Origin of the sequence: Psychrobacter sp. DWR1-2-3 (assembly GCF_049896465.1) — a bacterium.
Taxonomy (GTDB): Bacteria; Pseudomonadota; Gammaproteobacteria; order Pseudomonadales; family Moraxellaceae; genus Psychrobacter; species Psychrobacter maritimus.
Map to the genome: position 1 here is coordinate 122,961 of NZ_JAFCUJ010000003.1, position 15,366 is coordinate 138,326.

General features: G+C 42.7%; 11 protein-coding genes. All 11 read right to left on the reverse strand.

The features are described 5' to 3' along the window. Positions 1–8: 8 nt before the first annotated feature. The 11 genes from ACP7AA_RS06845 to gspF all read right to left on the reverse strand — a co-directional run bounded on the left by ACP7AA_RS06845 (position 9) and on the right by gspF (position 15,340). On the reverse strand, positions 9–3,989 hold the full coding sequence (locus tag ACP7AA_RS06845) for a pilus assembly protein PilY (protein WP_426223047.1): 3,981 nt from the start codon (positions 3,987–3,989) through the stop codon (positions 9–11). Between the two features lie 42 nt (positions 3,990–4,031). Beyond that, the gene (locus ACP7AA_RS06850; protein WP_426223048.1) at positions 4,032–4,844 is read right to left on the reverse strand and encodes a PilX N-terminal domain-containing pilus assembly protein; all 813 of its coding nucleotides are present in this window, start codon (positions 4,842–4,844) and stop codon (positions 4,032–4,034) included. A 76-nt stretch (positions 4,845–4,920) separates the two neighbouring features. Further along, positions 4,921–5,931, reverse strand: a complete 1,011-nt coding sequence (locus ACP7AA_RS06855) for a prepilin-type N-terminal cleavage/methylation domain-containing protein (RefSeq protein WP_426223049.1) — start codon at positions 5,929–5,931, stop codon at positions 4,921–4,923. Then, positions 5,931–6,491: a type IV pilus modification protein PilV gene (gene pilV / locus ACP7AA_RS06860; RefSeq protein WP_426223050.1), complete on the reverse strand. Its 561-nt coding sequence runs from the start codon at positions 6,489–6,491 to the stop codon at positions 5,931–5,933. Before pilV ends, ACP7AA_RS06855 begins: the two co-directional genes overlap by 1 nt. Further along, the gene (locus ACP7AA_RS06865) at positions 6,491–6,997 is read right to left on the reverse strand and encodes a GspH/FimT family pseudopilin (protein WP_426223051.1); all 507 of its coding nucleotides are present in this window, start codon (positions 6,995–6,997) and stop codon (positions 6,491–6,493) included. Before ACP7AA_RS06865 ends, pilV begins: the two co-directional genes overlap by 1 nt. A gap of 362 nt (positions 6,998–7,359) precedes the next feature. Next, positions 7,360–8,163, reverse strand: coding sequence for a ComF family protein (locus tag ACP7AA_RS06870; RefSeq protein ID WP_426223052.1), 804 nt, complete (start codon positions 8,161–8,163; stop codon positions 7,360–7,362). A 27-nt stretch (positions 8,164–8,190) separates the two neighbouring features. Beyond that, complete coding sequence (locus ACP7AA_RS06875) at positions 8,191–9,642, reverse strand: phospholipase A (protein ID WP_426223053.1); 1,452 nt, start codon at positions 9,640–9,642, stop codon at positions 8,191–8,193. 378 nt (positions 9,643–10,020) lie between these two features. Next, a complete protein-coding gene (dsbD, locus tag ACP7AA_RS06880) occupies positions 10,021–12,225 on the reverse strand; it encodes a protein-disulfide reductase DsbD (RefSeq protein WP_426223054.1) in 2,205 nt (734 codons plus the stop codon). Between the two features lie 98 nt (positions 12,226–12,323). Beyond that, positions 12,324–12,884 carry a protein-disulfide reductase DsbD domain-containing protein gene (locus ACP7AA_RS06885; protein ID WP_426223055.1) on the reverse strand — a complete coding sequence of 187 codons (561 nt, stop codon included), beginning with the start codon at positions 12,882–12,884 and terminating at the stop codon, positions 12,324–12,326. Positions 12,885–13,159: 275 nt separating this feature from the next. Then, the gene (gene gspG, locus ACP7AA_RS06890; protein ID WP_426223274.1) at positions 13,160–13,579 is read right to left on the reverse strand and encodes a type II secretion system major pseudopilin GspG; all 420 of its coding nucleotides are present in this window, start codon (positions 13,577–13,579) and stop codon (positions 13,160–13,162) included. A gap of 558 nt (positions 13,580–14,137) precedes the next feature. After that, complete coding sequence (gene gspF / locus ACP7AA_RS06895; protein WP_281490478.1) at positions 14,138–15,340, reverse strand: type II secretion system inner membrane protein GspF; 1,203 nt, start codon at positions 15,338–15,340, stop codon at positions 14,138–14,140. Positions 15,341–15,366 lie beyond the last annotated feature (26 nt).

Here is a 15,366-nt window from a genome sequence, read left to right on the forward strand (position 1 = left end):
CTATCCTATCAGTCTACTTCATACCAAGTTTTAGGCTGCAGCGTATAACGTTCATTAAATATCATGTCAGGTGCTGTGCCATCGCCAATAAGTTGATCAGCGTCGGTTAAATTCTGTCGTAGGCCCTGCTCCTTCTTGCCTCCCCCTGCTACAGGAGTATCATAAAAGAATTTACCATCATCGCTGCCGAAGTTTACACGGTCATTAGCACGTTCGGTCAATGTCCGTGTACCGATAAGCAGACGCTGATTTGATAGACTCGAGCTACGTGGCCCGAGTGTCAACTCTTGAATGCCTTTACCTGCCCGTACATATCCAGCAGTTCCATTCTTGGAAGCATCATCGGTACAAATACCATAAGGTAGGCAATAAAGTTGTCTTTCTGAACCGCCCGTTACTTTGGCAGAGCAAGAATCGGTAGCACCATAACTCATATCTGGATTATAAACAGTCGTATAGATAAAACTATCTACTACTTCAGATTTACCAATACCTTTGCTATATCTCACATTACCGTAGCCATCAAAGCGGGTCAGAGGATAGTACCAACCTTTTTTTGTACCAGCTTTTAGGGTATTTATGACGGTGGTTTTTTGCGCTAAGGTATAACCTGCAGCGGTAAGCGTACCGATTGCAGAGGGCAGCTCGGCTAAACTGCTATCTGCTAAATCGTTGATTGTTTGACCACCTGCTGTTCCTGCTGTCGTAAAGTTACTGGCATAAAAAACGTTATCTAGCTTAGTAACATCACTGTCTATAATACCGTAGAGGCGATCGGCCTTGGTATTATCACGTATTTTTGATAAAGGTGAACTGCGATCGCCTGAGATAGCGTTAACTAAGGCAAATAAGCTGTTGCTACTATCATTACGATAGAAACTGACCATAGGGCGTTCATAGAAGCGATAGTTATACTTTTTATCATTATCTGTATAGGCACTTTTAAGTATGCGCGTGACTCTGGTATTGCTAAAAGAAGTCTCAGGTGATGGTGTGCCTGATGCAACTGGTTTTTTAAAGCCCGCATTGGTAAAGTCAGCACGGAATATCTGACCCCCTAAATCTGCAAAATAGATATGATCCATAAAGCCATCATTATCGCGGTCTAAGGTAGTGACGCCAGCGACAATACTATTGGTCATACTACTGACCGTCTTAGTCGGTGAGCCCTCAGCGGATGCTGACCATATTAACGCACCGGTTTTAGCATTGATAATATATACCGCGTTGCCTTTAGTAGTTGGGATATTTGAGCAAGCACCTAATGCCGTATCTGTAACACCCACTTGAAAGGCTTCATTTTCATAGCACATATCATAACCGCCACCAAAAACCAATACATCGGTACCAGTATCAGTAGTACTGGTTTTTATTTTGGCTTTGGTTGGTTTTTTCCAAATTTGTCCCATACGGCTAAAGCCCGATGTATCTGGCGTAATGGTAAAAATCATTCTCGGATTGTTATTATCATTAAGGTTTAGCCCATAAAATGCCTCACCGCCCATACGCAGTCCACCATAAGCAAATACTCCTTTACCGCCTGTGGTATTAACATTTACTCTATTATTGGACAAATTGTACTGATAATCGGCAGTGACCAACCAAGGGGCATCTATACCAAAGTTCGGTGATCCTATCTCAGCTTTGGTGGCGCCTTTAACGAGCGCATCAGAGTTACTAGTATTTTTTAGCATTTCTCTTGGAATAACAACGAATTTCTCTTTGCCTCCATTACCGCTGCCTTGATCACCTGCATCTACTAAATGCAAGCCACCTTCTGATGAACCGAATAATACATAATCATCGCGTGCATCCGTGACTCTACCTGTGTCAGCGTCAAGAGTAGCAGAATAAGAAACAGCGGCTGGTGTAGAGTGAATAGTAGCGCCTAGTACTTTGATAGGCTCAGGTACATTTGCGCTGCTAAGCGTCATATCCTTTACTAATGTAGAAGTACTTGGAAGATTTTTAAATCCTAAAAAGTTTAATAATTTTCTTAAAGTGGCTTCATTATTTCCATAATATGTATTAGTATCTTTAAATGTGGTGTTAGTCAATGCAACTCCATCAACTACTACCTTACCAGCAGCATCTACGCCGAATTTTCTCAATATGGGTTTTTTATCGGTAGCATTATCCCAATCTTCTACATATAGCGTTCTAACGGAAGTGACGCCAGTGGCTGGTGTGTTTAATTGCGCATAAAAACCACCGTTTTCTACCTTGTCATTAGCACCAGGGTAGTTTTTATCCGACCACATATCTTGTGTCGCTGGATCCAAATCACCTGCGATACTTTTAAATAGCTTAGAGCTGCCTTTTCCATATAAGGTACCTTCATTTAAGGTATACTTTTTTAAATTACCTTCCCAAATAACTGCGTTTTCCGCTACTTTGGGTTGTAACGTAGGATAATAAGCAACAGCAAGTTGACTATCAGCACGATACGGGTCATCAGGTATGATAATCGTACCTGATGGTACCGACGGTAAGGTTTGGTTTAAATCACTGACAAAGTTGACGATACTATTGACGATATCGTCTGTTGACTGTGCTGAGTAGAAGCCGCCTTCACCAAAACCACCCACACCTGGTAACTTGGTATTGGCTTTCTCTCCCCAGTTACAGGCGTTCTTTGCATCGATATTTGTAATGTTTTCACAGTTATAAAAATCGCGATCTGCTGTCACACCCGTTTTCGGATTGGTATAAGGCAATCTACGAATAACTCTCTGCTCTAGAGGTTTTCTTGCATCTGCTACTCTATCTACATCAAAGACTGAACCAAAACCAACGACTGCCGTAAAGATCTCTCTATCTGTACCTAGCGGGTTGATAGTCGGGTCACGTAAGGCTTTCGCAAATGCCCCAACCTCAGGCATACCATGACCGCTTTGACTACCAATAGGCAGCGTGACTGTTGGTAAACTGAAAGTGGTGGAACCTAAAGCTGATTTCATCAAGGGCAAAGGAAAAGGAGAGCTGTTTGGCTCACCATCCGTTAAGAAGTATATACCGCGACCGTCACAGCTAGAGGGGTTTGACAATGGGCTAGTATAATTAGCACCAGTTTTAGAAGCAGTAACAGACTTGGCAAAGCCACTATAACCTAACTCTTGTGCGGTTTTAGTATCATACTCTTTAGATAAACACGTTAAAGAATCATTGTTTTGACAGGGTACAAAGGTATAACTAAAAGTGTTAGTTATATAATTATTATTACTATAGCTCGAACAGCTCAAGCCGCCATTGCTCCACTCTGTACATTTATAGTATCTATTAGTATTATTAATTTTTATATATTCTTCTCTAAATCTTTTAATCAAAGCTGAAGTGTTTTTACCTAACATGTAGGCGCCCACCTCTGCATAAGCATTCGCAGTAGGAGTACCATTACCCCCTCTCGCATCGGCTACAGCAGCTTTGATCTTGGCACGTTGAGCATCATCTACTAAAGCAGCAGGAACTAGTATCTTGCCGCTAGAGCCATCAGCATCTTTGGCAGTCCCATCAGATGAGGTTCTCACTACATTATCACTATCGCTTTGTGACGAGTACTGGCCGATACCAATAGATACCTTATTTGGATCTAATAGGCTACTGTCCATCAAAGCGAAAATAGCATCTTTTAATCGAGTCAGTCGATCGTAAACTTTACCCTTGTTCGTTGAGCAATAATCTCTTCTATATACGGGTGTGGTATCTGAATATTCAAATCCTTTACTATACGAGGTACCAGACGGAAGATCGCAAGTACTTGCGTTATTTACCTGATTTAGGGTCATACTACCCGAGGTATCGAGCATCATGGTAATTGTAGTCTTACCACCTTCGGCGGCTTTATAAATCTCTAAATCACCAATTTTTTTGCCTGCTACATCTGCCTGTGAGATCGGCATTGCCATCATCGATGCCATGACAACGACCAGATACTTTAATGGCACCGTAATCATATTAGTCGTTGTCGGTACGTTGTCAAATCGTTTCATGACATTTGTCCTTATATTATTTCAAAGCAATGAATAAGCAAGTTAAGGCGTAGCTGTTGAAAGCACACACAGCGGATCTAGGGTTCCTTTGCCAAAGGGATAACACTTGGTAGAAGATGAAAGATTTTCAATATCCGCTTGCTCATATAGCATTTTGCTCGGTGTACTAGCCGCTAAGAGACAATCACTTAATGATTCGTCACTCCTAAGTACAGCATTATTACTAATACTAGTCTTAGCAAAACAAGATCCTTCTGAGTCCACAGGCTCACTATAAGCTGGTAGTGAAGACGTTGCCCGAATATCAAATTGATACTTTTTACTGGTTCTGTTCTCTATCTCTTTACCAATTACAACATGTTCAAACGGATCTGCGTTGGCACTAGGAGGCGTCAGTGCAATACTCATCTGTGTCATCACGGCTTGCCTCTCGCTAGTATAATCATCCGCTTCTGTATAATCACATATACCATTATTGATACCATCTACATACCCACCTGCCGGTACACTAACGGTTGCACTATTGGTTAAATATCGTTGGGTGCGCGGATTAAAGCAATAAACGAACTCATTAACTTTATTCTCTTCAAACAATATAAAATGACCGAGTGCACCTGTTGCACTCGTGACATCTTTATATCCTTCAGATGCTGGACTACCATTTACCATCGTCTCTAGTTTTTGATTGGCGCTATCTGCTGATTGCAGTAATACCGTATTAATCTGATCGCTGGTTGCAACTTTAAGATCGGTCGTACTCTGTCTAACTGCGATAGCGCCCGCCAACATAATAAGTACTAAAAACAATAAGACTACTATCAGCGTCGCCCCTTGCTCGTCACTTCCGTATGCCAAACCTATATTGATAGGTCTTTGTGTCGAACTTGATAAATCCTGATGTCGAATCATTTTTAGTCTCCTTACCAATATGCTATAGGCTAGTGTTAATATTTACGACACGGGCGTTACGTAATAATGTTGTGGTTTCATAAGTACTACGAACTTTCTTTTTGCTACTAGCATCTGTTTTTAACTGGTTATCTGTAGGTAATTGCCCTAATAAAGCAAATTTCGACTGCTCAGCACTCCCTATAATGGGTGTACTGCCGTGAACAATTAAACCAATCTTCACAGCTGTTATAGCTGCCTTATCAGGAGTTGTTATTAATGAATAGGCGCTACTAGGTAGATAAATAAGTTGTCCTGCATTAGTTCCAGTGGTGTACTGGGCACCTAACAACACCTTAAACTGATCGACATTAACGATAAACTCTTGCCCTGCTTGTCCAAAGTTTTTTGAATCTGTTGTTGGCGTGAAAGTAGCTATTCCACCAGCGTTATTGACGCGTCCGGCGTCACATGCCAATACTAAGTCCTTAATAGCGGTAGTACTGGTATTACTTGTTGCCAGACGTACAAAATAGCGCTCGATAACGATATCATTGACAGCAGCAGTTGCCCCTTCACAATCTGTCATTGGAGCGCCTGTTATGTTGGTATATTGAATTGTCAGCTGATCGCTATCGGTATTGGTATTGGATATACCTGACCATGCATTGTCATCAGCAGACTTACTATCTCCTGCTCGTCTGGTCAGATATCCTGTATGGGAATAAGGATCTGGTTCACTCGGATTCGGAACGCCGATATTAACGCCTGTTAAGACAATACCGCCATTGAGTGTAGTACCATCAATGCTGGTGGTTGGATTACCAAGATTCGCTAAACGAATACTTTTCTCCAGTTGCTGCAATCCAAACACACTGGCATCCTGTAACTCACTACCACTTGCCTGAATACTGCTTGTCTTCACATTGATTAGGTATACTTGAATAACGGCTGCAGAGACGATTAAACCAAGTACTAAAGAAATCATCAGCTCTATTAACGTAAAGCCTGCTTGATGGTCATTCATATGCTCGTTTTGATAATTATATGACATCAGTAAGCCTCCATAATAAAGCACTCGGCACCATTCTTATAACTCCCATTTGCCTTGGCGCAAGCCTTAGGTTCAGTATCACTTAATTCAACTGTGGTATCGCCCCAACTTGCCACAAAACATTGAAGTTCTTGGTTACCAGATGTACCAGGACAGCCGCCTGGAACCATACCAATATTAATATCATTCGCGCGTGCATATGATTTTAATAATAATCCGTCACGGGTGGCAAGCTGCTCGATAGTACAGCTGGCGTTAGCGGCAGGGGCGTCAGCGGTATTTTGTACACAACTGTCTTTGGTGATACCGCCAATAGCTGTCGTTTCTTTTTCACTATTTATCGCTATCTTAAAAGCAGAAATACCACTAGGATTAGTACGCATCGTCTCTGCGCCGCCTCGCATAATAGCTAACGATCGTGTACGCATCAGACTTTCGTCTGTTGCTTTAATCGCTGACATTTGCATAGCACTAAACCCTAATACAGCTACAGCTAATAAAAGCAATGCAACCATCACTTCTATTAAACCTACGCCTGCCTGTGCAGATTCAATCTTCATTAGCAGCTCCCAGCATTTACAATATTTACATTAGCAATATTGGTAAGATTTACTTGTTTAGGTATCTCACTATTAGAGCCACTATCACAGATGGTATATACTACTGTGACATTGTCAGCTATTTTCTTATTGGGTTGAAAAACAATGCTAGTTACATCGGATGGTGTAATCGTTTGGGTAACAGTACTTTTATCGCTAAGATTATAGGTAGATATATCATCACCACCAGCTTGCAATTTGATTGTTTTAGGTGTGCTAGTATTCGTATATATAACAGTTACATTTTGACGACGGAGTATACTTTCTACTTTCGCTTCTTTTAACGCATTAGCCAGTGTAGCTGTCGTCGATTTTACGCGCTGATTGGCAAGCTGAGTACTAATACTAGGGGCTGCGATACCGACAATAATAGCAAGCACGGCAATCGTTACCATCAGCTCAATCAGCGTGAACCCTGAGCTAGTCATTCGTAATTTTTGTGCTACCTTATTTGCAGATGCGTTCACATCAAGTCCCTATCTATAGCTGTTACTATCTTTGATAAATCCTAGGTCTGTCATAGTAATAATTACCGTACCTAGCCCTTCTAAAGCCTACTCTCAGCTTATTATTTTTTAACTATATTCATTAAAATACATGCAATTTTTGTTCCAATAGAAACAATCGTCATACAGTAACGATACTTTTGTTCAATGTATTTTTTGATTTAAGCGTTTAGAACACGAATCGGAGTTATAGCATTTTATTTAAACGATAAAAAATCGAAATATGTAGGTAAAATGTGTCAATAATATAACGTTAAGGCAACATATTAGCAACATAATAGTTATTATAAATGAATAGAAGTAATTTTTGATAGGAAGAGATTTTACGATTGACTGCCGTGCGCTAACGCATAGGCTGATAGGTGATATTGATTAGAGTTTTGATAGGCAATGGCTGCTAGGCTTATAGACTGACCGCTTAAAGCATGACCTAATGCTTGTAGGCTCGCACCTGTAGTCGCGACATCATCAAATAATAATAAGCGTTTAACCGGAGGGTTTTCGATTAGCGCAAAGGCGTTTTCTAAGTTGGTCAAGCGCTCGGCACGTGTCAGCCCTTGTTGACTGATAGTATCATCGATACGTTCTACCCCTTGCCAAAGTGGAATGTGCCAATGCTTAGACAATTGCGCGGCTAAAATACTGACCGGGTCAAAACCTCGTTTAACTAAACGTTGCTCTGTCGTTGGCATCGCAACAATGACACTATTATCCTGATGGCAGCCGTGCGGCCTAGGCAATTGACGTAATACATGTAGCAATAACGGCAACTTGGTCATATCTTCATGATGCTTAAAAGCACGGATAGCTTGGCGTATTGGATAATCGTAATAGGTCGCTGCTTGAATAGAGAGAACAGTACCAGCTGCGATATCAACTTCGAAAGGTTTGGGTAGCCATGCGAGACTGTGATGACAATGTGAGCAGAGCAAGCCGCTATTAAAACGGTTATCAACTTGCTGGCGCAGTTTGGTAAAGAATGAATGCTTGTTTGGCGGACTTGATGAGGAATGAGTTGGTATGAGTTGTGATTGCGGCGTACTGCGATAAATACGGCATAACTGGCAGCGTATGTCTCCATACTCTGCCAGCCATAGTCCGCTTTGATAAGGCGCTAAATGGCGCATCGGACGATGCCTATAGACGCGCTTATATTAGAATCCTTTCCAATCGTTAAGCATGATACCAAAACCAATAGAGGTGTTTTCATGATTATAATCAATAATGGACTCGCCATAACCTTGGAATAGCTGTACATAGGCATTGACGTTTTTGCTTAATGGATAGACATAATCGACTTGCGCCGCGCCTTTATTGGTGCTTGGGTTATAGCGCAAGGTACCGCTGATACTCTGTTGCGCAGGTAAGTCATATAAGAATTTGATATCACCATAACCCATGTAATCTTCAATATCTGGATTGTCTTCACTGCTAGAGCTCTCATTATTAACGCGGGCCCATAGACGCGGTATAACCGACAGCTTGCCCCACTCTGCCCCTGCCATGAGATACGCACGATTCCACGAGCGTGATAAGGGATCATCTTGCCCATTAGAGTGGTGAATTGCCCCCGCGCCCAACATGCGTAAACGGCCACCAAAAGGCAAGTCGGCTGACACTGGCTGAGTCAAAAATATCTCAGGCTGATAGTCGGTCGCGCGAAATGGTCGCGAGTTGTCTTCATTATAAACTTGCCAATGCGACTCTTGGGTATAACCGAACCATAAATCCGCACTGGTATCGAACAAATCTTCCATGACTTTGGTCTTTAAAGACAGCTGGAATTTTAGCTCAGTATTACGCGTATCATTAGACGTTAAAGGCTCTGCAGGTTGCGACGGTGTATTTGGGCCTAAATTGGGATCAAAGGTATAAAATATCGGTAGTATATAGGTCGGTCGGTACGGTCTAGCCGTCCACTTCCCGCGCTCACTGTTTTTATCCAAATCATAAGACAAGCTTAGCGGGGTGAATTTTTCGATGTCCGTTTGGGTGACCCCCACGCTTTCTAATACCTCAGCTTCTCTTTGCGTCAGTCCAACGGTATCTAAGCTTTCTGTATCCGCAGGCTGACTGTCTGCCGCACCATTGGCTGCCGCATTGCCATTCGTCATGACGGTGCTATTTTCTTCTACAAGGACAACTTGTGGATTACCGGCAAGCGTGCTTTGAAAGGTTTTTGCCAAATCTACTGGCTGCTTAGTGGTGGTATAGCTTGGCTTTTTGCCTTCTTCTGCCACTTTATCAAAGCAAGCCAAACGGGCCGCACTGGTCTGAACTTGGGTACATTCATAAAACAATCGTGCTTGCTGCGCGACGAAATCTTTACTTATCACTTTATCGCTTTGCGCGGCAGCATTTGGATTTACGACGCGCTTATTGACACTTTTTGAGGACTTATCCACTTCAGCTTCAAATGCGATATCCTCTACAGGCAAATCCTCATAAATTTCACCGCCATTTGCCGCATGGCCTTGCAGCGTAAAACAAGTAAGCGCCATACCGACCGCTATCGTTAAATAGCGTTTAGGCATCTGAGAGTTGGTGTGTTTTCGCGCTTTAATAAAGGGCAAAGAGGTGCGCTGCGGAGTAATATGGAAAAGCATAAGTGTCCTTTATCTAACTGACACCATCGTCAGCAGAGTATATGAGATAATTAATATAGCCATTAGCATTAACGCTAAAATAGAATAAGAACTAAAAGAAAATCAATAAATTGGGACATAAAAGGCAGCCATTACGTATGGTAATGCTCCTGCGGCAATGTTGCTTTATTGTAATGAAAATATGTGTACTATACTAGCGTTATCGCTGCATAATACCAGTATAAATAATAAGCTAAATAAGAATAAGTGCCGCGAAACCAAGACTTTAGCGCATAAACTAAACACGCTATTTAATAAAAGTAAAAAAGCCAACGCCCTATTATTAAAGGACGTTGGCTTTTTTCTATTAAGAATAAAGAAAGACTTATCTAAATGGCATTATTGGTTTAGTGTCGTTAAGGTTTGTTCAAACTCTGAGCGACCAATCTCACCAACTTGCTGATTGGTCAATTGACCGTCTTGATAATACAGCAATGCTGGCGGACCAAATAATTTATAACGCGCTAAGATAGCTTTAGAATCGGCTGTGGTTTCTGTGATATCAAGTCGCACCAACTGCCAGTCTTGCATCTGTGCTGGACGATTATGAAATAAATTCTTATCCATAATCCGGCATTCAACACACCAGTCAGCGGTCAAATCGACAATGACTTTGGGGTTGGCAGCGATAATTGTATCGAGCTCGGCAAGGGTGGTGATATGTTCGTCTGTCGCATTATTATTGGCCAGTGGCTGACCTGACGTCGTTTGCATCATCGGCGCGGCGCTTAATGACGCCAGCGGATGTAAGCTATCATCATTACCCAATGCGGCACCAATAATTAAACAAGCCGCCCAAATACCGGCAATCAGCCCCAGCGCTTGGGTCAGCATACGACCTTTACCCAACCAGCTCCACGCCCACATTGCCACGACCATAAACCATAGTGCCCATACCATCAGCATCACAGGCGAGATAAAGACGCGCTCAATCAATAACAGTGCAACGGCAAAGAGTAATAAAGCAAAACCTTGCTTAACCCAGTTCATCCACTCGCCAGCTTTGGGCATGATTTTACCTTGGGTCGCACCGATTAAGATAAGCGGCGCTGATAAACCAAAACCCAGCATGAATAAGGCGGCAAACCCAAGTAGCGGACTACCAATCGTCGATACCGCAAGCAGCGCACCAAATAATGGCGCAGAAACACACGGCGATACTACTAAAGCAGATAAGAAACCGGCGATTAAACTACCGCCCGTACTACCAAGTTTGCTATCCCCTGCTTGGCTTAAGCCCTGCATTTTACGGCTAATAAAACTTGGCAGACGAATGCTAAACACACCTAGCATATATAACGCCAGTAGGACAAAGACAATGGCAAAGCTAATCAAGATAATAGGGTTTTGCAGCCAACCGATAATACCTAAGGATTCGCCAAACACAGCGATGACCGCACCCAAAATACCATAAGCCGTTGCGACACCAATAGCATAACTGCTGGTCAAAATAACACCGCGTTTCACCGTTGGGTTATCTTCGCGAGCAACGATATTGGCGACAATCGGTAGCATCGGCAACACGCATGGTGTCAATGCCAAACCTAACCCTGCCAAAAATAATAATACTAATGCTAACCACGGATGAGAAGCCAAACCAAATGGATCGCTATCAACCGCATTATTGCCAGTCACTGTATTTTTGTCTGTTGCAGCAGCATTATTTATTGCAGCGCCAACGCTTACTGCCTCACTTGTGACATTGCCACCTACCACCTGTTCATCGGCGCCAGAAATGGTATTGCTAGCACCAAGCTCTGCCTCTAAAGCCTCATCATCTAGCAAGGCATAATCAACCACTTCATCATCTGACGGATTTTGCTCTACAGCAGCATTATTAGTATCAGTTGCACTTGTAGATAACTGGGCACTGTCTGCAACGCTATCATTCGTTGCAGAATTTGTAGCGGAAGTACTGGCGCTATTTGCGGCAGAATTTGGCGTTGCGGCAGCAATATTAACCGTGGTGTTGATTTTTTCAGGTGGATAGCACAGCCCTGCTTTGGCGCAGCCTTGCCAACCAATCGTCACAGCAGCATTATCCAAGCTCTTGCCATTACTATTGGTCAAAATGGTGCTGGCAACTATATTGGTTTGATCAAATACCGGTACGCGCCCGAAAGTTGGATCATCGATTGAAATTGGCTTTTGGCTAAAGGTAAAAGGTGCAGCAGTAACGCCCGCTGGCAGGGTCAGTTTAATTTTGTCTTTATAAACATAATGCTCAGGCGTAATGTCAAAATTAATCGCTAAGCGCGTGCCATTAGCGGCAGGTTTGCTACTAGTGCTGACCTGAAAAGCTTGATCAACTGACAAAAACTTCGGTTGGGCAGCGCTTTTATTACCGAATAAATCACCCAGTCCTGCCGCTTGCGTGGACATGGAGGTCGCGCTCACTCCAGTAGCAACTAGCGCAGTCAGTCCCGTCGGTAAAAGACCGGTAAATAACGAGCCACTGGCGATAGTAAATGCTAAGAGATACGACTTTTTGGAAGCACGAATCGTTGTTTGCGATGAAGTTTTTTCTGCTGTCTTAATGGACATGAAACGCTACCTATTGATGACTAATATGCTATGTATTACCTATGCTTGCTTGAATTGAAGCGCTATCTATTTACGTGATTATTTGCTTAGGAGATTATTTATTTACGTACCGTAGCAATATTTACCGTGGTTTTGATTTTCTCTGGCGGATAGCATAGCCCCGCTTTGGAGCAGCCTTGCCAGCCAATGATAACCGGTACATTTTTGGCGCCTTTGCCATTATTGGTGGTCAGCGTGGTGGTTGCGACCATATTTTTTTGCGTAAAGACAGGCACTTTACCAAAGGTTGGATCATCAATAGACACTGGCGACTGACTGAAGCTAAACGGCGTGGCACTGATGCCCTTAGGAAAACTGACAGTAAGCTTGTCTTTATAAACGTAATGCCCGGGCGTAATATCAAAAGTAATCGATAACTGCGTACCTTTAGAGGTCGCTTTGGTAATACTGCCCACTTGAAAGGCTTTATCGACCGGCAAAAACTTCGATTGCGCTGCATTATTATTGCCAAACAGCTCACCCAGTCCTGCTGCTTGCGCGCTCATTGAAATTGTTGATAATCCTGTCATCAACGAAGTGCTTATAAGCACCATTGAAAATAGATGGGATTTTTTAGCAAGGCGTTTATTGATAACTGGCGTGGCTGTTTTGATAAACATAAATAACTACCTTTGATAGCGGGTTTTAAAGGTTACTTTTAATAACTGTTTGTAATGAATTTTGATTAAAAAGGCTGAACGTATATGGTGGGCGTCTATTTAGCATGGTACTTACTAACATAATACTTATTTTATGCTTTCATAAAAAATATCAACCAATAAAGCCTTATTGGTTGATATATAGAAATTCTAACGCCGCTTTAATCAGTAAAGTGTTAGAAAACGCTATGTTGCTCAGCGCTAATCACTTTAATCTAATAACCTTAAGGCGCAGCTTATAACTGGGCATAAATATCGGCGTCTTGCCCTTCGCCGCCTTGCTGCCCATCAGCCCCTAATGAAAATAAATCATAAGGACGACCTTCGCTACCTGGCGCGACATATTGCAACTCGTTTTCCCAACCATCAGTCGGATAGCCACCTTTGATATAACCGCCATCGGGATAGTTTTTGGCGTCAGCAGGCGGTGTGGTTAGGGCTTCTAAACCTTGCGCCGTCGTCGGATAACGTGAATTATCAACTTTGTACATATCAAGGGCATTGGAGACCGTAGCAAGCGCCGTTTCAGTGGTTTTGACGCGAGCTTTATCACTTTGCCCGACCACTTTTGGCACCACTAAACCTGCAAGGATAGCCAAAATCACAATCACCACCATAATCTCAATGAGGGTAAATCCAGACTGGCTACTGCGCATTGGCTGATGGCCGCGCACCGTCGTTTTGCTATCATCATTCACAATAGCGACAGGTGTTTGAGCGTTATTAATAACAGTCTGCGTCATTATATTTACTTGGTTTTTTTTAGTCATAATCATCGCTTTTATCGTCACAGTTATATAAGTGGTCAGGAGCGCTCAGGTAATATTAGCGGGGTCTTAATAAATATTGAATCGATTATCACTATAGACCATGATTTTATTTTTATCTAGCGCTGCGATTAGATTATCCTTACGGTTACTGATTTTGCCAATGTAAACCTGACAAAAGCGGAAAATCTCATATAAGTAGATAATAAATAATATAAAACCTTTAGAATACAAAGTGAAAGTCAAAGCGGATTGACGTTAGCTACTATAACCCAATGCCTAAGCGGACTGAAGTATATAGCCCACGTCTTCAACAATGTACAACAGTGAGCAAAGCTTAAGAAAGCTAGCGCAGGATTTAGTAAGGTAGATAAAAGGAAAGTTTAAGTCGGATAAAAGTAAACCAAGTAAGTTCAAGCGATTTAGATATATAAGAAACAGTGTTTACTAGCCTGCCAAATCATTCATATTCACAATCGGTAGCATTACCGCCATCACAATAATCATCACCACCACGCCCATGAGCACTAGCATTAACGGCTCAAGTAACGACAGTAAGGTGCTGATAAAATTGGTCGCTTCCGCTTCTTGCATATTAGCCGCGCGGCTGAGCATATTTTCAAGCTCACCCGAGTTTTCCCCACTTTTAATCATTTGTACCATCATTGGTGGAAAGTAGCTGGACTTGTCTAATTGACTTGATAAGCTTGAGCCTTCTGTCACCCTATCAGCTGCGGTGATAATGGTTTTTTGAATGTGTAAGTTAGTGGTGACCGCCGCGCCAATATGTAATGCTTCGATTAGCGGCACACCCGAGCGCACCAATATCGCAAGCGTACTGGCAAAGCGCGCTGCATTAAGCCCTTTTGATAAGCGCGCCAATATCGGTAGCCTGAGCACAATACTGTCTATCGCTAATTTACCCGCTTGGGTTTGGGCAAAGCGATAAAACAAAAACGCCGCTCCTGCCAATACCAAAAGCATCAACCACCACCACTGGGTAATGATATTTGATAAGCTCAGGACAATTTGGGTAATCAGCGGTAGTGCTTGTTCAGATTGCTCAAAGACTTTGACAATCTTGGGCACCACAAAGCTCATCAAGCCCATAATCACCCCGACTGCCATTACCATCAACACAATCGGATAGACCATCGCCCCTTGGATTTTCTTTTGTAGGGCAAAACGGTTTTCAGTGTAATCTGCCAATTGGTTGAGAATTAAATCTAAGTGACCTGATTTTTCCCCTGCCGCAATGGTGGCAATATAAAGCGGCGGAAAACTGGCCGCTTGTTGCAACGCCCGTGCTAAGCTTAAACCTTCTAGCACATGCGAGCGCACCGCAAGCATAAGTGATTTTATGTGAGTTTTTGGTGATTGCTTAGCAACTGCTGCTAAGGTTTCTTCGAGCGGAATACCGGCGGCAAGTAATACTGATAATTGACGGGTCAGCAATGCCAATTCATAAGCCGATGGTTTTTTATAGCGGTTTTTATTTTGGCTTTGTCGGTCATTGACGGCGGTGACTTCAACGGGCGTCCATTGTTTATCACGCAGTTGCTGGCGCACTTGCCGCGCAGAATCGCCTTCAAGTAAGCCTTTTTGGACACTGCCATGGTCGTCTAACGCTTTATAATGATAAGCGGGCATAGCAGCGAATATCCTAAGGTGGTCAG